The organism is Streptomyces sp. NPDC029296 (assembly GCF_055569255.1).
In genome coordinates this window covers 138,289-157,199 of record NZ_JBVHXT010000010.1, presented here as the reverse complement: position 1 = coordinate 157,199, position 18,911 = coordinate 138,289, and the positions used below count along the sequence as shown (strand labels likewise).

22 protein-coding genes and 3 pseudogenes are annotated in these 18,911 nt (G+C 72.8%); 14 read left to right on the top strand and 11 right to left on the bottom strand.

Going from position 1 to position 18,911, the window contains the following annotated elements; genetic code table 11:
- Positions 1-68 precede the first annotated feature (68 nt).
- The 3 genes from ACZ4W9_RS11650 to ACZ4W9_RS11640 all read left to right on the top strand — a co-directional run bounded on the left by ACZ4W9_RS11650 (position 69) and on the right by ACZ4W9_RS11640 (position 2,541).
- Positions 69-752, top strand: coding sequence for a uracil-DNA glycosylase (locus ACZ4W9_RS11650; RefSeq protein ID WP_467934903.1), 684 nt, complete (start codon positions 69-71; stop codon positions 750-752).
- A gap of 137 nt (positions 753-889) precedes the next feature.
- Positions 890-1,396, top strand: coding sequence for a hypothetical protein (locus ACZ4W9_RS11645; RefSeq protein WP_467934902.1), 507 nt, complete (start codon positions 890-892; stop codon positions 1,394-1,396).
- Positions 1,397-1,629: 233 nt separating this feature from the next.
- Positions 1,630-2,541, top strand: a complete 912-nt coding sequence (locus tag ACZ4W9_RS11640; protein WP_467934901.1) for a Gfo/Idh/MocA family protein — start codon at positions 1,630-1,632, stop codon at positions 2,539-2,541.
- On the opposite strand, the gene lnt is transcribed toward ACZ4W9_RS11640, so the two are convergent.
- Positions 2,459-4,033 (bottom strand): apolipoprotein N-acyltransferase, encoded by a 1,575-nt coding sequence (lnt, locus tag ACZ4W9_RS11635; RefSeq protein WP_467934899.1) that lies wholly within the window; start codon positions 4,031-4,033, stop codon positions 2,459-2,461. The two genes, ACZ4W9_RS11640 and lnt, sit on opposite strands and share 83 nt — an antisense overlap.
- 70 nt (positions 4,034-4,103) lie before the next feature.
- Positions 4,104-4,580 (bottom strand): nuclear transport factor 2 family protein, encoded by a 477-nt coding sequence (locus ACZ4W9_RS11630; protein WP_467934898.1) that lies wholly within the window; start codon positions 4,578-4,580, stop codon positions 4,104-4,106.
- A 95-nt stretch (positions 4,581-4,675) separates the two neighbouring features.
- Between ACZ4W9_RS11630 and ACZ4W9_RS11625 the strand changes: the two genes are divergently transcribed.
- Positions 4,676-5,287 carry a DUF4291 domain-containing protein gene (locus ACZ4W9_RS11625; protein WP_467934897.1) on the top strand — a complete coding sequence of 204 codons (612 nt, stop codon included), beginning with the start codon at positions 4,676-4,678 and terminating at the stop codon, positions 5,285-5,287.
- A gap of 31 nt (positions 5,288-5,318) precedes the next feature.
- Here the strand turns inward: ACZ4W9_RS11625 and ACZ4W9_RS11620 are convergent, their stop codons facing one another.
- Both ACZ4W9_RS11620 and ACZ4W9_RS11615 read right to left on the bottom strand, forming a co-directional pair.
- Positions 5,319-5,498 carry a hypothetical protein gene (locus ACZ4W9_RS11620; RefSeq protein ID WP_467934895.1) on the bottom strand — a complete coding sequence of 60 codons (180 nt, stop codon included), beginning with the start codon at positions 5,496-5,498 and terminating at the stop codon, positions 5,319-5,321.
- A 207-nt stretch (positions 5,499-5,705) separates the two neighbouring features.
- Positions 5,706-5,852 (bottom strand): annotated as a pseudogene (locus ACZ4W9_RS11615) (undecaprenyl-diphosphatase); the annotation flags it as partial.
- A 156-nt stretch (positions 5,853-6,008) separates the two neighbouring features.
- On the opposite strand from ACZ4W9_RS11615, the pseudogene ACZ4W9_RS11610 reads away from it, so the two are divergent.
- Positions 6,009-6,670, top strand: a pseudogene (locus tag ACZ4W9_RS11610) (HAD family hydrolase).
- Here the strand turns inward: ACZ4W9_RS11610 and ACZ4W9_RS11605 are convergent.
- Positions 6,651-7,906, bottom strand: a pseudogene (locus tag ACZ4W9_RS11605) (helix-turn-helix domain-containing protein). The pseudogenes ACZ4W9_RS11610 and ACZ4W9_RS11605 overlap by 20 nt on opposite strands.
- A gap of 15 nt (positions 7,907-7,921) precedes the next feature.
- On the opposite strand from ACZ4W9_RS11605, the gene ACZ4W9_RS11600 reads away from it, so the two are divergent.
- The 4 genes from ACZ4W9_RS11600 (at position 7,922) to ACZ4W9_RS11585 (ending at position 10,131) form a co-directional block, all read left to right on the top strand.
- A complete protein-coding gene (locus tag ACZ4W9_RS11600) occupies positions 7,922-9,151 on the top strand; it encodes a helix-turn-helix domain-containing protein (protein WP_467934894.1) in 1,230 nt (409 codons plus the stop codon).
- A 93-nt stretch (positions 9,152-9,244) separates the two neighbouring features.
- On the top strand, positions 9,245-9,568 hold the full coding sequence (locus ACZ4W9_RS11595) for a hypothetical protein (protein WP_467934893.1): 324 nt from the start codon (positions 9,245-9,247) through the stop codon (positions 9,566-9,568).
- On the top strand, positions 9,565-9,729 hold the full coding sequence (locus ACZ4W9_RS11590; RefSeq protein ID WP_467934891.1) for a hypothetical protein: 165 nt from the start codon (positions 9,565-9,567) through the stop codon (positions 9,727-9,729). Before ACZ4W9_RS11595 ends, ACZ4W9_RS11590 begins: the two co-directional genes overlap by 4 nt.
- 93 nt (positions 9,730-9,822) lie before the next feature.
- Positions 9,823-10,131: a hypothetical protein gene (locus tag ACZ4W9_RS11585; protein ID WP_467934890.1), complete on the top strand. Its 309-nt coding sequence runs from the start codon at positions 9,823-9,825 to the stop codon at positions 10,129-10,131.
- Between the two features lie 100 nt (positions 10,132-10,231).
- Here the strand turns inward: ACZ4W9_RS11585 and ACZ4W9_RS11580 are convergent, their stop codons facing one another.
- The gene (locus ACZ4W9_RS11580) at positions 10,232-10,462 is read right to left on the bottom strand and encodes a helix-turn-helix domain-containing protein (protein WP_467934889.1); all 231 of its coding nucleotides are present in this window, start codon (positions 10,460-10,462) and stop codon (positions 10,232-10,234) included.
- A 327-nt stretch (positions 10,463-10,789) separates the two neighbouring features.
- The gene (locus tag ACZ4W9_RS11575) at positions 10,790-11,665 is read right to left on the bottom strand and encodes an undecaprenyl-diphosphate phosphatase (RefSeq protein ID WP_467934888.1); all 876 of its coding nucleotides are present in this window, start codon (positions 11,663-11,665) and stop codon (positions 10,790-10,792) included.
- A gap of 198 nt (positions 11,666-11,863) precedes the next feature.
- Here ACZ4W9_RS11575 and ACZ4W9_RS11570 point away from each other — a divergent pair, with 198 nt between their 5' ends.
- Positions 11,864-12,553 (top strand): HAD family hydrolase, encoded by a 690-nt coding sequence (locus ACZ4W9_RS11570; RefSeq protein ID WP_467934886.1) that lies wholly within the window; start codon positions 11,864-11,866, stop codon positions 12,551-12,553.
- A 30-nt stretch (positions 12,554-12,583) separates the two neighbouring features.
- On the opposite strand, the gene ACZ4W9_RS11565 is transcribed toward ACZ4W9_RS11570, so the two are convergent.
- On the bottom strand, positions 12,584-13,054 hold the full coding sequence (locus ACZ4W9_RS11565; protein ID WP_467934885.1) for a winged helix-turn-helix transcriptional regulator: 471 nt from the start codon (positions 13,052-13,054) through the stop codon (positions 12,584-12,586).
- Positions 13,055-13,178: 124 nt separating this feature from the next.
- Here ACZ4W9_RS11565 and ACZ4W9_RS11560 point away from each other — a divergent pair, with 124 nt between their 5' ends.
- Complete coding sequence (locus ACZ4W9_RS11560) at positions 13,179-14,348, top strand: thiolase family protein (protein ID WP_467934884.1); 1,170 nt, start codon at positions 13,179-13,181, stop codon at positions 14,346-14,348.
- Between the two features lie 353 nt (positions 14,349-14,701).
- Here the strand turns inward: ACZ4W9_RS11560 and ACZ4W9_RS11555 are convergent, their stop codons facing one another.
- Positions 14,702-15,145, bottom strand: coding sequence for a protein kilB (locus ACZ4W9_RS11555; RefSeq protein WP_467934883.1), 444 nt, complete (start codon positions 15,143-15,145; stop codon positions 14,702-14,704).
- A gap of 47 nt (positions 15,146-15,192) precedes the next feature.
- Complete coding sequence (locus ACZ4W9_RS11550; protein ID WP_467934881.1) at positions 15,193-16,026, bottom strand: TVP38/TMEM64 family protein; 834 nt, start codon at positions 16,024-16,026, stop codon at positions 15,193-15,195.
- A gap of 138 nt (positions 16,027-16,164) precedes the next feature.
- Between ACZ4W9_RS11550 and ACZ4W9_RS11545 the strand changes: the two genes are divergently transcribed.
- Positions 16,165-17,010 carry a spermidine synthase gene (locus ACZ4W9_RS11545; protein ID WP_467934880.1) on the top strand — a complete coding sequence of 282 codons (846 nt, stop codon included), beginning with the start codon at positions 16,165-16,167 and terminating at the stop codon, positions 17,008-17,010.
- Positions 17,011-17,049: 39 nt separating this feature from the next.
- Here ACZ4W9_RS11545 and ACZ4W9_RS11540 read toward each other — a convergent pair whose 3' ends face one another.
- The gene (locus tag ACZ4W9_RS11540; RefSeq protein WP_467934879.1) at positions 17,050-17,931 is read right to left on the bottom strand and encodes a DUF8017 domain-containing protein; all 882 of its coding nucleotides are present in this window, start codon (positions 17,929-17,931) and stop codon (positions 17,050-17,052) included.
- Between the two features lie 33 nt (positions 17,932-17,964).
- On the opposite strand from ACZ4W9_RS11540, the gene ACZ4W9_RS11535 reads away from it, so the two are divergent.
- Together ACZ4W9_RS11535 and ACZ4W9_RS11530 are read left to right on the top strand one after the other, a co-directional pair.
- Positions 17,965-18,207, top strand: a complete 243-nt coding sequence (locus tag ACZ4W9_RS11535; RefSeq protein WP_467934878.1) for a hypothetical protein — start codon at positions 17,965-17,967, stop codon at positions 18,205-18,207.
- 68 nt (positions 18,208-18,275) lie between these two features.
- Complete coding sequence (locus ACZ4W9_RS11530; RefSeq protein WP_467934952.1) at positions 18,276-18,722, top strand: DUF4442 domain-containing protein; 447 nt, start codon at positions 18,276-18,278, stop codon at positions 18,720-18,722.
- Positions 18,723-18,911: the final 189 nt, after the last annotated feature.

Below are 18,911 nucleotides of genomic sequence, written 5' to 3'. Positions count from 1 at the left end.
CGCCTGTAGGTTCGGGATCCTGGAAGTGACCGCACGCGGTACCTGATCGACATCGTGAGGACGTTGACGTGACCGACATCGCCATGCTGCCCGAGTCCTGGCGCGGGGTTCTGGCCGACGAACTGCGGCAGCCCTACTTCAAGGAGCTGACCGAGTTCGTCGAGGAGGAGCGGGCGAAGGGCCCCGTCTACCCTCCGCGCGAGGAGGTCTTCGCCGCGCTGGAGGCGACGCCGTACGACCGCGTGAAGGTCCTCGTCCTCGGCCAGGACCCGTACCACGGCGAGGGCCAGGGCCACGGTCTGTGCTTCTCGGTGCGCCCCGGGGTGAAGACCCCGCCCTCCCTGCGGAACATCTACAAGGAGATGCGGGAGGAGCTGGGCCTGCCCATCCCGGACAACGGCTATCTGATGCCGTGGGCCGAGCAGGGCGTGCTGCTGCTCAACGCGGTCCTCACCGTGCGGGCCGGCGAGGCCAACTCGCACAAGGGCAAGGGATGGGAGAAGTTCACCGACGCCGTGATCCGCGCGGTGGACTCCCGCCCCGACCCGGCGGTCTTCGTCCTGTGGGGCAACTACGCGCAGAAGAAGCTCCCGCTGATCGACGAGAGCCGGCACGTGGTGGTCAAGGGCGCGCACCCCTCGCCGCTGTCCGCGAAGAAGTTCTTCGGCTCCCGCCCCTTCACGCAGATCAACGAGGCGATCGCCGCGCAGGGGCACGAGCCGGTCGACTGGCGCATCCCGAACCTCGGCTGACGGCCGCACCCGGTCCGGGGCCTGCGCCCGGCGGGCGGTTCCGCACCGGCCCGGGACACCGGCGCCGCCTGACCGGGAATCCCCGCGCCGCCGGTTAGCGTCGGCAGCGGACCATTGCCGACAGCCCGGAGGGCACCGTGGCGGAGCGACAGGAGCGGGTGGCGCCGGACACCGTGCTGACGCGGATCGGACAGGTGGTGATGCTGCACCACGGCGGCGACCGCGAGGAGGCCCGCAGCCGCTTCCTCGGCCTGTGGGCGGAGGTCGGCGAGGACGGCGATCCGCTGCACCGCTGCACCCTCGCCCACTATCTGGCCGACACCCAGGACGACCCGGCGGACGAACTGGCCTGGGACCTGCGGGCGTTGTCGGCGGCCGAGGAACTGGCCGACGGCCGCCCGGGCGCCGACCCGGGCAGCGTGCGGGGCTTCCTGCCGTCCCTGCACCTGAACCTGGCCGCCGACTACGTCAAGCTGGGCCGCGCGGAGGCCGCCCGCAGCCATCTGCGCCGGGCCCGCAGCACCGCGTCCGCCCTGGCCGACGACCGCTACGGCGACGGGATCCGCTCCGCGATCAGCCGGCTGGCGCTACGGCTGGGGGAGGACGACGGACCAGGCGGGGAGGGCGAGCCGCCGCTCCGCTAGCGCCCGGCCCCGCCCGGCCGGTCAGGGGGCCGCGCGACCGGCTCGCGGCCCCACCAGGGCTCCGGGCCGTTCCCTCGGACCCGGGGCGGATCTCCCTCGGGGAGGAGCAGTCGTCACGGCCCCGTCGGTCACCGGACCGGCGCTCCTTCCCACGCGGCTTCGACGGCACCGCCGGCCGGCGGCCCCCGTATGCTTCCGGCAGGCAACCCGCAGGCCAGCGAAGGGGAGAGCACGTGAAGGTCGGCTGCATCGGACTCGGGGACATCGCGCAGAAGGCGTACCTGCCGGTGCTCGGCACGCAGCCGGGGATCGACCTGCACCTGCAGACCCGCACCCCCGCCACCCTGGACCGGGTCGGGGACGGGCTGCACCTGCCGCGCGCCCGGCGGCACACCACCCTCGACTCGCTGCTCGCCGCCGGCCTCGACGCGGCCTTCGTGCACGCGCCCACCACCGTCCACCCCGAGATCGTCACCCGCCTGCTGGAGGCCGGCGTCCCGACGTACGTGGACAAGCCGCTCGCCTACGAACTCGCCGACTCCGAACGACTGGTGGACCTCGCCGAGCGGCGCGGCGTCTCGCTGGCCGTCGGCTTCAACCGCCGCTACGCCCCGGGCTACGCGCAGTGCCTGGACCACCCCCGCGACCTGATCCTCCTGCAGAAGAACCGGACCGGGCTGCCCGAGGAACCCCGCTCGATGATCCTGGACGACTTCATCCACGTCGTCGACACCCTGCGCTTCCTGGTGCCGGGCCCGGTCGACGAGGTGACGGTGCGCGCCCGGGCCGAGGCCGGGCTGCTCCACCACGTCGTGCTCCAGCTCGGCGGCGACGGCTTCACCGCGCTCGGCGTCATGAACCGGCGCAGCGGCTCCACGGAGGAGATTTTGGAGGTGTCCGGCCAGGACACCAAGCGGCAGGTGGTCAACCTCGCCGAGGTCGTCGACCACAAGGGACAGCCCACCGTGCGCCGGCGCGGCGACTGGGTGCCGGTGGCCCGCCAGCGCGGCATCGAGCAGGCGGTCCTCGCCTTCCTCGACGCCGTACGCGCCGGGCGGCTGCTCAGCGCCCGTGACGCGCTGGCGACTCACGAGCTGTGCGAGCGGGTGGTACGAGCGGTCCAGGACGGGAACGGCGCGGCCTGACCGCCCGCACCCCCTCCGTCACCCCCTGCGCGGCCAGCACCAGCAGTGCGCCGTACACCGGCCAGTCGCCGTAGCGGACGTACGGCGTGACGCCGTGCGCGAGCGGCACGTCGTAGACCCGCGCGCCGCTCGTGCCGGTGCCGAGCCACGGGCCGAGGCGCCGCCCGCCCGGGCCGTACACCGCCGAGACGCCGGTGAGGGTGGCGTGCACCATCGGGCGGCCGGTCTCGGCGGCGCGCAGCGCGGCCAGCGAGGCGTGCTGCTCCGGCGCCCAGCTGTGCTGGAAGGTGGAGGTCGAGGACTGGCCGAGCAGGACGTCCGCCCCGTCCCCGGCGAGATGCCGGCCCAGGTCCGGGAACGCGGTCTCGAAGCAGATCAGCGGGCCCACCCACAGCCCGTGGCCGACGTCCAGCACGGTCTGCCCGGTGCCGCGTTGCCGGTCCTCGCCGGCCGCCCGGCCCACCGAGGTGGCCCAGCCGAGCAGCGAACGGGCCGGTATGTACTCGCCGAACGGAACCAGCCGCATCTTGTCGTACCGGTCGCCGGTCGGTCCGTCCGGGCCGACCAGCACCGCGCTCTTGTAGATACCGGGCCGGTCGGAACGGCGGGCATCCACGTTCACCAGCACGTCCGCGCCGGTCGACCGGGCGAGCGCGGCCAGCCGCCGGGCCAGGTCCGGCCGGTCCGCGAGGTCGAAACCGACGCTGGACTCGCCCCACACCACCAGGTCGACATCCTGTCCGGCGAGCCGCCGGGTCAGCCGCTCCTCCCGGTCGAACCGCCGCTCGCCGCTGTCCGGCCCGGCGACGACCCCCGGCTGGACGACGGCGATCCGCGCCCGCCCGTCCGTCTGCGGACGCGGCGCCCACGCCCACCCGGCCGACGCCACGGCGGCCGTCGCGGCCAGCGAGGCCACGGCCGGGCCCCGGGACGCGGGCACCGCGATCAGCACGGCCACCGCCACGTCGACGGCCACCACCAGGAAGCTGAGCAGCCACACCCCGCCCACCGAGGCCAGCCGCAGCGCCGGGCCCACCTGCCACTGGCTGGCGCCCAGCATGCCCCACGGGCCGCCGAGCCCCTGCCAGGACCGGACCAGCTCCACCGCGAGCCAGGCCGACGGCAGCACCAGCAGCGCGGCGGCACCCCGGCCCGCCGAGGGCACCCCGCCCAGGAGCCGGCGCACCAGCCACCCCCACGGCACCCACAACACGCCGAGCAGCGCGGCTATCAGGAAGATGAACACGTGCAGGCTCGGCAGCAGCCAGTGGTGCACGGCCAGCAGGAAGCCGAAGCCGCCGCACCAGCCGTCGTACGCGGCCCGCCGCCCGGTCGGCGCCGAGCGGACCAGCAGGATCCACGGCACCAGGGCGACGTACGCCCACCACCACAGGGCGGGAGCCGGGAACGCGAGCACGGGCAGCGCGCCGAGCAGGGCGGCGGCGGCCGAGCGGCGCCAGGGGGAGGTCAGCCAGCGGTCGATCGTCCTCATAGGGAGCCTCCCTACCCACCGATGGCTCCAGTGTGCGCGCCGGGCTCGCACGGACGGAGAGCGGCAGGACCTACGGGACGGCGGGCTCCGCGACCGGCAGGCGGCGCCACTTCTCGTGCACGACGACCTCGCGCAGGCGCCAGCCGTCCGGGGTGCGCAGGAGACCGAAGTCGTACCGGCCGCCGCACACCAGGTCCGGGGCGGCGGAGCCGGTGGCGCCGGTGAGACGCATGGGGTTGAGGTAGTCGGCGCGCACCCGGGCGGTGTCGCCCGTGTCGTGCTCCAGGACACCGAACCGCACCTGCCGGTTGACGATCAGGTGCTGCCGCACGGCGAACCGGGCCAGGTGCTCGCCGAGCCAGGCGGCGATCCGCCCCGCGTCGCCCTCGATACCGCCCGCCGAACGGTAGTCGGCCCGTCCGTCCGCCGTGAACAGCCGGCGGTACTCTGCCCAGTCGCCGTCGTCCAGCGCCACCGCGTACGCGGTGACCAGATCCTCCACGGCCAGCCGGTCCCTCACGGTCGCGAACTCCGCACGCTGCGTCATCGCCACAGTCTTGGCCACGGGGGACGCGGAGCCAAGGGGTCTGCGGGGTGAATATTCGGTGGTGCGAGGCCGCGGCGGCGACCGAACCTGTCCCCGTGAACGCACACGCCCCCGACAGCGAACCCGCATTCCGCATCCGCGCCCGGCACACGGACTCCACGGTCACCGTCTACCAGGCCTACCGCCCGGAGATCGGCCGGGCCGCCGCCCGCGCCGGGCGCTTCCCCTCCGCCTGGAAGCGGGACCGGATGACCTGGGTCAAGCCATCGTTCCTGTGGATGATGTACCGCTGCGGCTGGGGGACCAAGGAGAACCAGGAGACCGTCCTCGCGATCGACATCACGCGCGAGGGCTTCGAGTGGGCCCTGCGCCATGCCTGCCTGTCCCACTACGTGCCCGCCCTGCACCCCGACCAGGCCGCCTGGAAGCGGGAGCTGGCGCGCACCCCGGCCCGCGTGCAGTGGGACCCGGAGCGGGACCTGCACCACAACCCGCTGCCCCACCGGTCGCTGCAACTCGGCCTCGCCGGGGAGGCGGCGGCCCGCTACGCCGACGAGTGGATCACCGGCATCCGCGATGTCACCCCGCTGGCCGGGGAGATCCACGCGCTGGTACGGGCCGGCGAAACAGAGCGGGCGGGCGCGCTGCTGCCGGAGGAGCCGCCGTATCCGGTGGCCGACGAGGTGCTCGCGCACCTGCGGGCGTAGGACCGGCCGCGGGGCCTGACGGGTGCGCGGCTCAGGCCGCCTCCACGACCCGGCGGCGCATCGCCGCGGCCCACTCGATCACCAACAACTCGTACGCGGCGCGTTCCTGGGCCGACAGGGTGCCGCCCGCGCGCAGCCACAGCGCTCTGATCTGCTCGTTCAGCTCGGCAGCGGAGCGCGCGGAACCAGGGGGCGGGGAATCGGGGGACATGCGGCACAGCCTAGGCCCAAGCACTGACCCTGCGCTACCACTCGGCTACGCACACGGTACCGGGTCGGTCACCGGAGCCGGGCGGTCGGACGTTCGTGGCCGCGCGGTGCCGGCGGCCCGCCGGGCCCTGCCCAGGTCGCGGGCGGCGCGCGGGCGCGGGGAAGATGTCCGGAATCGGAGCGTGGCGCCGGAGGGCGGGGAGAGGCGTCAGCCCGCCGACTCCGCCGCGTGCGGGCCGAGGACACCCATGCTCAGCAGGGCGATGATCACGATGCCGAGGACGACGCGGTACCACACGAATGGCAGGAAGCTCTTGTTGGAGATCCACTTCGCGTACCAGACGATCACAAGCCAGCGGGAGCAGATCGGCGAGCAGCGGGATTTCATCGCTGAGCAGTCACAGTTCATAGCCGAGCAGACGAGAGGACGACCGTACGGGCGTCTGACCCATGGCCCCTCTCGCCCTCGGGCGGGAGGGGGCCGTTTCGTCGTGCCCGGTACCCTGCCCGCATGATTCGCGCTGTGATCTTCGACGTCGGTGAGTGCCTCGTGGACGAGACCACCGAGTACGGCACCTGGGCCGACTGGCTCGGCGTTCCCCGGCACACCTTCGCCGCGATGTTCGGGGCTGTGATCGCCCAGGGTCGCGACTACCGCGAGGTGTTCCAGGAGTTCCGGCCCGGCTTCGACCTGTACGAGGAGCGCGAGAAGCGCGCCGCCGCGGGCAAACCGGAGACCTTCGGCGAGGACGACCTGTACCTGGATGTTCGTGACGCGCTCGCGACGCTCCGCGCGGACGGTCTGTGGCTGGGGATCGCCGGGAACCAGACGGTGCGCGCCGGCCGGATCCTCCGCGAGCTGTTCGCTACCGACGTTGACCTGATGGCACCAGCGACGATTGGGGCGCCGGCAAGCCGGACTGTGCCTTCTTCGACCGCGTCGCCGAGGCCGTCCCGGCCGAGCGCGGCGAGATCCTGTACGTCGGTGACCGCGTCGACAACGACATCCGCCCGGCGGTCGCGGCGGGCCTGCACACCGCGCTCGTGCACCGCGGGCCATGGGCGACGATCCAGTGGGGCACCGAGGAAGCGGAGAAGCTCCCCACGTTCCGGGTGGAGAGCCTCCTCGAACTGTCGCCGCTCATCCAGCGGTTCAACGAGCAAGGGCACTGACCGTCGTAGACACCCAAACAGCCGGTCGTCCAAGTCGCGGACACAACGCTCGTGCTGGTGCGGTGCCAGCGTGCGCCGCACTTCCCGCACCCGGTCCATGCCCATCGCGTACCAGGTGCGCTCCAGTTGGTCGAGTGCGCGCAGGGCGTACTCGCACGCGGCCTCGGGTTCGCCAGCGGCGGCTTCGACCGCGGCCAAGTCGCCGGGTACCACGGACCGCTGCTTCTCCTCCGCCGGGTCGAGCGCGTCCAGGACGCCGAGGAGGGTGGTCCGGGCCTGCGGCAGATGCCCTGCCTTGAGCTGGGTGTTCCCCTTGAACGCGGCGAGCCGGACCGGGCTGAACCAGTCGAGCCACTCGGGGCGGTCGTGCTCGCTGACGGCCGCGAGGATGTCCTCGGCGTGGCCGATGAGGTGGAGCGCTGTCCGCGTATTGCCGCAGCGGGGTCTCGCACTCGGCTTCCACGGCATCGAGCCAGGCGACAGCTCGGCGGAGGCTGGACCGCGACGGGCGTAGGTCCGCGCGGCCACCCTCCGCTCCACGGCTTCCTCGCGGCGACCGTCCCAGCCGGGGATGAACGCGGAGTGTGCCAGGATCCCGGCACCGAGCAGTGGATCGTCCGCCTCGCCTGCGGCTTGGAGGGCTCGGAGCAAGGTGTGTCCGGCACGGTCTGGCTCGCGCAGGTCGAAGAACTCGATCCGGCCCGCCAGCAGATAGGACTCGGCGAGCGCTGCGGCGATCCGCTGCCGAGTCTGGCCGGTGGCCTCCGGGAGCAGGGCGCAGCCGAGAGTGGCGTGCGCGAGCGCCGCAGGGTGGGGAGTGGCCGGGGCGACGGACCAGTACAAGCGTCGGTGTGAACGGGTGACGGCCTCGTAGTCCTCGGCAGCGGTGGCTGGCTGGACGGCGGCGGCCTGGGTGGGAACGGCGGCCAGGCCGAGTGCGGCTGCGGTCGCGGCGAGCACGGTTCGGCGCCCGCGACCCACTGGTGCACCGCCGGACGCGGTGAACCCGAGGGCTTCGAGATCTTGACCGAGGAGCCGTGTGAGAGCCTGCGCTACCTCCGGCTGAGGTGTTGGTGGTTCATCGGACTCCCATCGTCGGACCTGCCGGACGCCGACTCCGAGGGCGTCTGCCAGGGTCTGTTGGGAGTGGTAGCCGGCTGTCAACCACCAGAGTTCGCAAGGGCCTCGCCCACGTACACCACCGGCCGAAAGGCGTACCGTTCCAAGTGGACGCAAGGAACGGAGACCAGTATGGCCCACATCGCCAACAACGGCGTGGGCGCAGAGAGCAACGGGCAACGCCTCGCCCGACTCCGCGCACGCCGCCGCTGGACACAACAACGCCTCGCCACCGAGGCCGGATACTCCCTCCCCGCCGTGAAAGCCTTCGAGCAGGGGCGCCGCAGCCTCGACCGACCGGCCGTCGTCCTCGCCTTCGCGCAGGCCCTCGACTGCCACCCCACCGAAATCACCGGAGCGCCCTACGTGCCAGCCCACGCCGACCACGACGGGCAAGACGCCGTCGCCTCGGTAGCGGCAGTCCGCCGCGCCCTGCTACGCCACGGACGCCCCGCCCGCCCAACCGAACAAGAAGCCGCCACCGTCGACCTACCCGAACTACGCCAGCGCGTCGCCGAAGCCAACCGCTACCGGCAAGCCGCCGCCCTCACCAAGTCCGGCGCCGTCCTCCCCGCCCTGCTACGCGACCTCCAAGTGGCTGCCGAAACCAGCGAAGCCGACGACCGCCGCGAGATGTTCGGCCTGCTCGCCTCGGCGTACGAGTGCGCCATGCAGTACCTGTACAAGCTCGGCTACTCCTCGGACGCCACCCTCGCCACCGAACGCGTCCTGCGGGCCTCCCAGGAGACAGAGAACCCGCTGCGGGTCCTGGCGGCCCGCTGGTACGACGCAGGTGAGTTCCTCACGATCGGCGAGCACGACGAGGCCGGCGCCATCATCGATGAAGCGCTCGCCGAGTTGGGTGCGCTCCGGTCGCCGGGCCCGGAGGCCGTGTCGCTACGCGGCGCGTTCCATCTCAAGGCGTCGCTGAACCTGGCGCGAGCGACTGACGGCAAGGGTGCGGCAGCGCACCTGAAGCAGGCAGAGCAGGCGGCCGAGGAACTCGGCGAGGACCGCAACGACTGGCAGATGCAGTTCGGGCCCACGAACACCGCCCTGTGGGGGGTGAGTCTCCCGGTGGAGATGGGCCGAGGCAAGGACGCCGTGACCCGCGCCGAGGGGGTGAAGCTCCCAGCCGGCTACTCCCGCGAGCGGCAGTCGCACTTCCACATCGACCGGGGACGGGCGTACTTCTACAGCGGGCAGCGGGAGCAGGCGGTCCGTGCCTTCCTGGAAGCCGAACGTCTGGCGCCGCAGGCGACGCGTGCGCACGCGGGTGTGCGGGAGACGGTCGGCACGATGATCCGGACGCAGAAGCGGGGCGAGCTGGTCGAGCTGGGCATCCGGCTCGGCGTCGTCTAACCAGTAGGGATACAGTCCGTAGCCCTTCGGTGACCCTCGAGCCTCTACGGTCAGTCGCGTGAACGGAAACGCGCTGATCGTGGAGGCCTGACCATGCCAAGCGACCCCGCGGGCACGCAGCCCGCGCTCGCCGCCCTACCGCTCCCCGAGTACGACACCCTCAACCCGGACCAGGCGCGCGGAGCGACCTGCGTCTGGGACGGGACCCGGCTCACCGGGGAGAGCGCGGTCGACCTCGGCCCCCGCCGCGATGAAGACGGCGTGTGGTTTCCGCGGGCGTGCTGGCCGTGCGCACAGCGGCAGGCGATGGACGCGCTGGTGGAGTACAGCCACGGGTGCGAGCAGTGCGTGGACGACCACACCCTCTGCCCCGAGGGCCCCACGCTGGTGCGCGCGGTCCGGGAGGCCCGGCGATGATCTGCAACCGGTGCGACCAGCCGATCCGCGACGACGAGCCGTACGAGACCGTCCCCCACTACGGCGCCTCGGGCGCGGGGGCCACGCTCCACGTCCACGTGCGACCCTGCGACCCGGTCCCGCAGCAGACGTACCCCTCGCGGTACCGCGGCGGCGTGTAGCAGCACGACAGACCTCGGCAGGCAGAGTGACCGCGCCCGGTTGGTGGTCGTTGGCGATACGCCACCCGTGTGGCTTCTATCGGAGGAGATCACGTGGCTGCTATCTGCCCGAACTGTCACCTGCCAGAGATGATCGCGTACGTCGTCAACGACGAGGGGCTGCACCCGTTCCCGTGTCTGGAGTGCAACACCGGGACTGTCCGCTCCAGCCCCTACGGACATCTCTCCGGGGCCGCGCCGTGCGCCACCACCGCCTGTCAGGGGTCTGTGCGCGACGACTACCAGTACGACGCCAAGGGGCGTCTTTCTCGGCTGGACCGCATCAGGTGCCAGTTCTGCGGAACCAACAAGACAGGAGTGATCACGAATGCCGGAAATGCGAAACAACGTGCCCTGCCCTAGGCCCGGCTGCACTGGCTCCAGGTGCGACATCGTCGTCACCGACGACGACGGCAACTGGATCGGTCAGAGTTCCGAGCCGTGCAACGTCTGCGGTAGCTGACTACCTGACAAGGTTGGCGAGCGGGACGCCGAGGGCGTCGGCGACGAGCAGTAGGTCGTTGAGGGTCATGTTCGTGGTGCCCGACTCCCACCTGTGGATGGTCTTGTTGTCGCGGCCGACGCGGTCCCCGAGCTGCATCTGGGAGAGGCGGGCGGCGCGGCGGGCTTCGCGGATCTGTGAGCCGATCTGCTGCCGGCGGCGGGGTACCCAGTCGGGGATAGGGTCGAGCACTCACCAACGCTTTAATGATCTTGGCGGGATGTCTTTACCAGCCGCTGGTGAATTTTCGTCCGGCGGAGGAGCTGCCGTCGTTGGTCTGGGTGGCCAGGGCGGGGGACTGTTCCACCCCCCCAGGTGGACCCCTCGCCCTGGTCCACCCTGATCAGCGCCGGCAAACGGAAGGCCCCCGCGGGCGCAGATCGCGGGGGCCTTCAGTCTGTGGGTGGGAGAGTGGGAGACGACTGGGAGATGATCAAGGAATCCCGACGGGAAGCACCGCGAGTTTCCGCGAGCTAACAGGAGATCTCGATAGCGGGAAACCGCGACATCACCCCCGCGTCACCCCGACGACTCGGCCGCGTGCAGACTCAGCACACCTGCGCTGACCAGCGCAATGATGACCACCCCGAGGGCGACGCGGTACCACACGAACGGCATGAAGCTCTTGTTGGAGATCCACTTCATGAACCAGGCGATCACGGCGTAGCCGGAGGCGAACGCGATCACCGTCGCGAACAGGGTCGGGGGCCAGTCCACATGGCCCTCGCCCAGCGAGTCCTTCACCTCGAAGGCGCCGGAGGCGAGCACGGCCGGGATGGCGAGCAGGAAGGAGTAACGGGCGGCGGCCTCCCGCTTGTAGCCCATGAACAGGCCGCCGCTGATGGTCGCGCCGGAACGGGAGACGCCGGGGATGAGCGCGCAGGCCTGGCAGAGCCCGAAGATCAGGCCGTCCTTGATGCCCAGGTTCTCCAGCGTCTTGCGCTGCTTGGGCGCCCGGTGCCGGCGGCCGGTCTCGTCGCGGGCCGCCATCCGGTCGGCGATGCCGATGACCACGCCGACGACGACGAGCATGGTCGCGGTGATCCGCAGATCGCGGAAGGGCCCCTCGATCTGGTCCTTCAGCGTCACGCCCAGCAGGCCGATGGGGATCGAGCCGACGATCACCAGCCAGCCCATCTGCGCGTCGTGGTTACGGCGCATCGTCTTGTCGAACAGCGAGCGGAACCAGGAGGTGATGATCCGGCCGATGTCCTTGCGGAAGTAGATGAGCACCGCGGTCTCGGTGCCGATCTGCGTGATCGCCGTGAAGGCGGCGCCGGGGTCCTTCCAGCCGGAGAACGCGGCGGCCAGCCGCAGATGGGCGCTGGAGGAGACGGGCAGGAACTCGGTCAGCCCTTGGACGAGTCCGAGGACGAGGGATTCAAACCAAGACATGAAGGTATGGCGTCCAAGTGCTGAAAGGAGAAGAGGTGATCATGTGACGAAGGAAGGGTAGCGGGCTCCGCCGACGGCACGGCAACAGGGGCCGCGCTCTTCGGCCTTCCGCGCGACGCGGGCCACGAGCGGCCCATGGCCGCGACTGGTGTAATGGGTCGCGCCCGAGGGTTCGGACGACGCGGCCGGGAGGCCTTGATGAGGACCGACCACTGTCTTCTCGTCGACGGGGACGACACGTTGTGGGAGAACAACGTCTACTTCGAGCGGGCGATCGAGGAGTTCCTCGACCTGCTCGCTCACGCCTCGCTCTCGCGGGCCGGCCTGCGGCAGGTCCTCGACGACGTCGAGCGGGAGAACTGCCGGGTCTACGGCTACGGCGCGAAGAGCTTCGTGCGCAGCCTGCACGACTGCTACGAGCGGGTGCACGAGGTACGGGCCACGGAGGACCACGGCGAGGCCATCGCCGAGCTGGGCGAGCGCATCCTGCGTCAGGAACCGGTGCTGATCGCGGGGGTGGAGGAGACGCTGACCGCCCTGCGCACCCGGCACCGCCTGGTCCTGCTGACCAAGGGCGACCACGAGGAGCAGGCGGCGAAGGTGGAACGCTCCCGGCTCGGGCCGCTGTTCGAGCGGATCGTCATCGTGCCGGAGAAGACCGTCGAGACGTACGCCACCGTGGTGGAGGACCTGAAGGCCGACACCGCGCGGACATGGATGATCGGCAACTCCCCGAAGTCCGACATCGTGCCGGCGCTCGCCGCCGGGCTGGGCGCGGTGTACGTCCCGCACCCCGACACCTGGGTGCTGGAGCACCACCCGTTCCCCGAGACCGCCGAGCGGCTGCTCTCCGTGGAGCGCTTCACGGACCTGACCGAGCACTTCTGACGGCCCCCGGCGCCCCCGGCCCCGGCGGCCTCACGCGGCCGTCGGCCCGGAGAGCGTCCACCCCGGGGCCTGCGGGTGCGCCGTCAGGTCCTCGTGGCGCACGGCGTCCCCACAGGCCCGGCACGTCACCACCGGCACCAGTTCGTTGCCGCACGCGTGCTCGACCACCATGGGCAGGCCGGTGCCCTTGCGCAGATGGCGGTCGCCCCACTCCTTGAGGGTCATCAGCACCGGCTCCAGCTCCAGCCCGGCCTGCGTGGGCCGGTACTCGAAGCGCTGCGGGCGCTCGCTGTACGGGTGCTTGACGAGGATGCCCGCGTCCACGAGCCTGCGCAGCCGGGTGGCCAGGACGTCGCGCGGGGCGCCGATGTTGCGCACGAGCTGGTCGAAGCGGCCGTTGCCCAGGCACACCTCGCGCAGGACGAGCAGGGAGTACTTCTCGCCGACCAGCGCGAGGGCGTCGGCGATCGAGCAGGGACGCGGGTCCTTCGTAGCGGCCATGACGTCAGTCTAGAGGAGGGTTTGCTTTTCCAACCTTGCGAGCTATGGTGAGTCCAGTTTTCCAACTCACCGGTAACCGGCGCATCGCCCCCAGGGGGCCAGGGCGGCCAAGGAGGCCCGCACCATGCGAGACGCAGTCATCGTCGAAGCCGTACGCACCCCCGTCGGCAAGGGCAAGCCCAACGGCTCCCTCGCCCACGTCCACCCCGTGCAACTCCTCGCGCACACCCTGCGCGCCCTGGTCGAGCGCTCCGGCGTCGACCCGGGGCTGATCGACGACGTCATCGGCGGCACCGTCGACCAGGTCGGCGAGCAGGCCATGAACACCACCCGGTACGCCCTCCTCGCCGCCGGCTTCCCCGAGTCGGTGCCCGCGACCACCGTGGACCGCCAGTGCGGCTCCTCCCAGCAGGCCGTGCACTTCGCCGCGCAGGGCGTCATCTCGGGCGCGTACGACCTCGTCGTCGCCTGTGGCGTGGAGTCGATGAGCCGGGTGCCGATGTGGTCCAACGTGCCGGCCGGCGCGGACCCGTTCGGTCCCGGCGTCGCCGAGCGCTACCCGGAGGGCCTGGTCCCGCAGGGGATCAGCGCGGAACTCATCGCCGCCAAGTGGTCCCTCACGCGGACGCGGATGGACGAGTTCGCCGTCTCCTCGCACCACAAGGCCGCCGCCGCGTGGCAGGCGGGCCTGTTCGACGCCGAGATCGCGCCTCTGGACGGCGTCGCCCGCGACGAGTGCGTACGGCCCGGCAGCACCCCGGAGATCCTCGCCGGACTCAAGCCCGCCTACTACGACCCCGGCTTCGCCGAACGCTTCCCGCAGATCGAGTGGAACGTCACGGCGGGCAACGCCAGCCCCGTCAACGACGGCGCCTCCGCCGTGCTGATCACCTCCGGCGACACCGCCGCCCGGCTCGGCCTGCGCCCGCTCGCCCGGCTGCACAGCTTCGCCGTGACCGGCTCGGATCCGCTGCTGATGCTCACCGGGATCATCCCGGCCACCGGGAAGGTGCTGCGCCGGGCGGGGCTGGAACCGGCCGACATCGACCTGTTCGAGGTCAACGAGGCCTTCGCCAGTGTGGTCCTCGCCTGGCAGCAGGAGACCGGCGCCGACCTCGCCAAGGTCAACGTGCACGGGGGCGCCATCGCCCTCGGTCATCCCCTCGGCGCGAGCGGCACCCGCCTGACCACGACCCTGGTCCACGCCATGCGCGAGCGCGGCGCCCGCTACGCCCTCCAGACCATGTGCGAGGCGGGCGGCCTCGCCAACGCGATGATCCTGGAAGGCATCTGAGACCGACCACCGGGCCGGCGCCACGGGCACCCCGTCCGGGGGCGCGTCCGGTCCGGCGCCGTGCCTCGTTCGGGGCTTGCCGTACGCGCGGCAGCCGGCCCACCGGCCGTGCTCGTCTCGCCGTTCAGCGGGGTGGTCCGGGGGCGTCCGGTCCGGCGTCGTGCCTGGTGCGGCTTGTGGTTGTGGGGGGAGTCGGCCCACCGGCCGTGCTCGTCTCGTCGTTCAGCGCGGTGGTCCGGGGCAGGCGGTTCGGCGGCGGGCCTCGTGTGGCTTGCCGTCGTGCGCGTGGCGGCTCGCCCGTCGGCCGCGCCCGCCCCGCCGCTCAGCCGGACCGTCCGGGATCCCTCACCCGTTCACCGGGCCATCAGCCGTCCGGCGGCGGCGACCAGGGCGTCCGTCGCCGCGATCGCGGCCTCCCGGCGGGCGGCCAGTCCGGTGTGGTCGGGGGCGTCCCGGAGGGCGAACGCGGCCAGGGCCGCCCGGCGGGCCGGTTCGGCGAGGGCCGGTTCGAGGACGGAGACCGCGACCAGGGGTGAGGTCACGGCGGAGCGGGTGGCGCGGGTCTCCGCCCGGGCCGCCTCGACGGCCTCCGGGCGTGCGCCGCTCAGCACCAGGTCCTCCCGGTGCCACAGGGTCCGCCGGTGGTCGCCCAGCGCCGCCACCAGCTCGCCCAGCGCCCCGCGCAGCGCCTCCGCCCTGCGCTCGTCGCGGGCGGCCCGCTCCCGCCGCAGCTGGAGCAGCGCGGTCAGCGCACCGCCGAGCAGCGTGCCGGCCACGGCGATGACGCTGGACCACATCGGACATCTCTCCTACGACGGCCTCGCGGGCTGACGGACCGGGCGGCTCACCCGGCGCTCAGCCGGTGCCGCTTGCGCCATGCGACCACCGTGCCCACCAGGGCCGGCACGGCCACGCAGGCCATCGCGATCAGGAAGGCGGGGGAGGTCGGCGCCGAGGCGCGGGCGCCGGCGACCGCGTAGGCGGCCGTGTTCGGGACCGAGCCGAGGGCCGTGGCCAGCAGGAAGGGCAGCCAGCCCATGCGGGAGACGGCCGCGCAGTAGTTCGCCGCCCAGAACGGCACGCCCGGGAACAGCCGCAGGGCCAGCATGGACCGGAACCCGTGCCGGCTGAGCTGCCCGTCGGCGGCCTTCAGCCAGCGGCCCCGCAGCAGCGGGCGCAGCGCGTCCTGCCCGAGCGCCCGGCCCAGCCCGAACGCCACCCCGGCGCCGAGCACCGTACCCGCGAGCGCCGTCGCCAGCCCCACCTGGGAGCCGAACATCGCGCCCGCGGCCAGGTTCAGCAGGGGGCGCGGCACGAACACCACGGTGCACAGGCCGTAGGCCGCCGCGAAGACGAGGGCCGCCGCGGCCCCGCCGAGCTGCGGGGGCCAGCCGTGTGTCAGCAGCCGCTGCGGCTCGCACAGCAGCACCCCCGCCGCCCCGCCCGCCAGCAGCGCGAGCAGCAGGGACAGCCGGGCGTACGGGGACAGCAGCAGCCGGGCGCAGCGGGCGACGAACCCGGCGCGCGGCAGCATGCCCGCGGCCATGGCGCCGGGGGCGGCCGGGGCGAGGGCCGGCCGCGGGACGGCGGCCGGGAGAGCGGACGCGGCGGCCGGGGAAGCGGGCGCGGCGGCCGGGGGAGGGGTCGTGGCGGTGCCAGAGCGGTTGGCATCGAGCATCCGCAGACACTAACCGACGCGCATGTGTGATCGCCGTATGGTCCGAACTCGCCCGCGCCGACCGGACGTACGGCCACGGCGGTCCGGCGGCGCCCGGCACGTGCGGTGACGTACGGCCGCGGGACCCACAATGGTCGGGTGAACGAATCGATACCCGTCTCCCGCGTCACCGACCACGGCACCGCCCGGCTGATGCCCGACGTCGACCGGGAACGGGCCTGGCTGCTCACGGTCGACGGGGCCCCGCAGTCGTACGTGGACCTGGACGACCCCGCGCACCTGGAGTTCGAGTACGCGCGGCGGCTGGGACATGTGCTGGACACCGTCGCCGAGGCCGGCCGGGCGCTGGACGTGGTGCACCTCGGCGGGGGCGCGCTGACCCTGCCGAGGTATGTCGCCGCCACCCGTCCCGGCTCCCGGCAGGACGTCGTCGAGGCGGACCGGGGGCTGCTGGAGCTGGTCACCGAGCAGCTGCCGCTGCCGGCCGGCTCCCGCGTCGCGCTGCACGCGGCCGACGCCCGCGACTGGCTGGAGGCCGCGCCGGACGACCGTGCCGACGTGCTGATCGCCGACGTGTTCGGCGGATCCCGGGTGCCCGCCCACCTCACCACCCTGGACTACGTCCGCACGGCCGAGCGGGTCCTGCGGCCGGACGGGGTCTACCTGGCCAACCTCGCCGACGCCCGGCCGTTCGGGTTCCTGCGCTCCCAACTGGCCACGCTGGCCGCGGTCTTCGAGGAGGTGGCGCTCATCGCCGAGCCGGCGGTGCTGCGCGGGCGGCGGTTCGGGAACACGGTGGTCGCGGCCTCCCACCGGCCCCTCGACACCGCCGCGCTGGCCCGGCGCACCGCGGCGGACGCATTCCCGGCGCGCGTCGAACACGGCGCGGCGGTACGGAAGTTCACGGGGTCGGCGCGGCCGGTCGAGGAGGCCGACGCCGTGCCGTCGCCCGAGCCCCCCGGCGGAGCGTTCGGCATCGGCTGACGCGGGCACGGCACCGGTGTCCCCGGGCCGCGCCCGTGCTCACTCCACCGTCGGGTCGCCGTGCAGCCGTACCGTGGCGAGGATCTTGTCGATGGTCGCGTCGGACAGCTCGTCCTTGACGCCCTTCGCGCCGTACAGCGTCCACGACACGAAGCTGCCGGAGGAGTTCTTGAAGGCGAACGTCACCGCCTTGCCGTCGGTGTCGCACGTGTGCTTCTTCGGCACGCCGGTGACGTACGACGTCGCGACGCTGCCGGTCAGGCCCGACGCGGTGGTGAAGGACCTGGCCTTGCCCATGCGCAGGTACTTCTTGGCGGCCTCCGACTGGTCGGTGAACCCGCCGAACGCGAAGGTGGCCGAGTCGCCCCGGGCGATGCTCGCGGTGTCCTTGGCGCCGTTCTCGCCCTTCGTGCCGCTGCCCGCGAGCGCGTGCGTCTCCTTGTAGCCGCCCTGCTCGGTGGTGCAGTAGTCGGGCTTCAGGAACGAGGCCCCGGAGAAGCCGATGAACGCCGAGCCGTCGCCCTTCGCCTTGTCCTCGAAGAAGGCGAAGACGCCGGGCCGCTGCACCTCCCAGTCCCCGGGCACCTCGAAGGCCGTCCCGTACTTGGGGTTCACCACGACCTTCCAGCCCGCGACCGTCGGCTTCTCCGTCTCGCCGGAGCGGGGGTTGCCGGTCGCGGCCGAGGTGGGCGAGGCGGGTGAGGTGGCGGTCGGCGACGGGCTCGTGTGCCGTCCGTCCTTGCCGTCGTCCGCCTCGTCGTCCTTCCCGCCGCCCAGCACGAGAAAGCCGGTGACGGCCGCGGTGACCACGACGGCCGTGGCCGCGACGACGGCGACCGGCTTCGTCCGGCCGCCGCCGCGCGGCGGTTCGGGCGTCGGCGCGGAGGGCTGCCCCCACTGCGGCTGCTGACCGTACGGCACGGTCTGCGGCTGCGGGTACGGGCCGCTCTGGGGTTGCTGGCCGTACGGGGCCTGTGGCTGCTGTCCGTACGGGCCGCCCTGCGGCTGCGGCTGCGGGTGCGGGGTGCCCGGGGGCTGCTGCCCGTACGGGCCCGGCTGCGGGTGCTGCGGGTGTCCGGGCTGCTGGTACGGGTTCGGCTGCTGGTGACCCGGCTGCTGGTACGGGTTCTGCCGCGGATCGTGCTGCGGATTCTGCGCGCCCCCTGGCGGCTGCTGATCTGGCCACATGGCCCGTAACCCTAGTGCGCTTCTCTGGCCAGACCCTGCTACTCGTGAGTAACATGACGGCCATGAGCGCAGACCAGATGTCGATCGGCGAGATGCTCGCCGCCACCGTGCCCATGGCCCGGACCCTGAACCTGGAGTTCGTGGAGACCACGCCCGAGAAGGCCGTGGTGTCCCTGCCGGACCAGGGCGCCTACCACAACCACGTGGGCGGCCCGCACGCCGGTGCGATGTTCACCCTCGGGGAGTCGGCCAGCGGCGCCATCGTGCTGGCCGCCTTCGGGGACCAGCTCTCGCGCGCCGTGCCGCTCGCCGTGCGGGCCGAGATCGCCTACAAGAAGCTGGCGATGGGCGCCGTCACCGCGACCGCGACGCTGGGCCGCCCGGCCGCCGAGGTCGTCGCCGAACTGGACGCGGGCCGGCGCCCCGAGTTCCCCGTGGCGATAGAGATCCGGCGCGCGGACGGCGCGGTCACCGGCGAGATGAGCGTTCTGTGGACGCTCCGGCCGACCGACCAGGAGAAGTGAGCCGCCACCGGCCGCACGCACCGCGGCCCCCCCCCTCTGTGCCGGGGGGGGGGGGGGGCGGTTGGGGGGGGGGGGATGGGGGGGGGGGGGGGGGGGGGCTTCGGGTCCCACCCCACCCCCCCCCCCCCCCCCCCCCCCCCCCCCCCCCCCCCCCCCCCCCCCCCCCCCCCCCCCCCCCGCGGCCGTTCG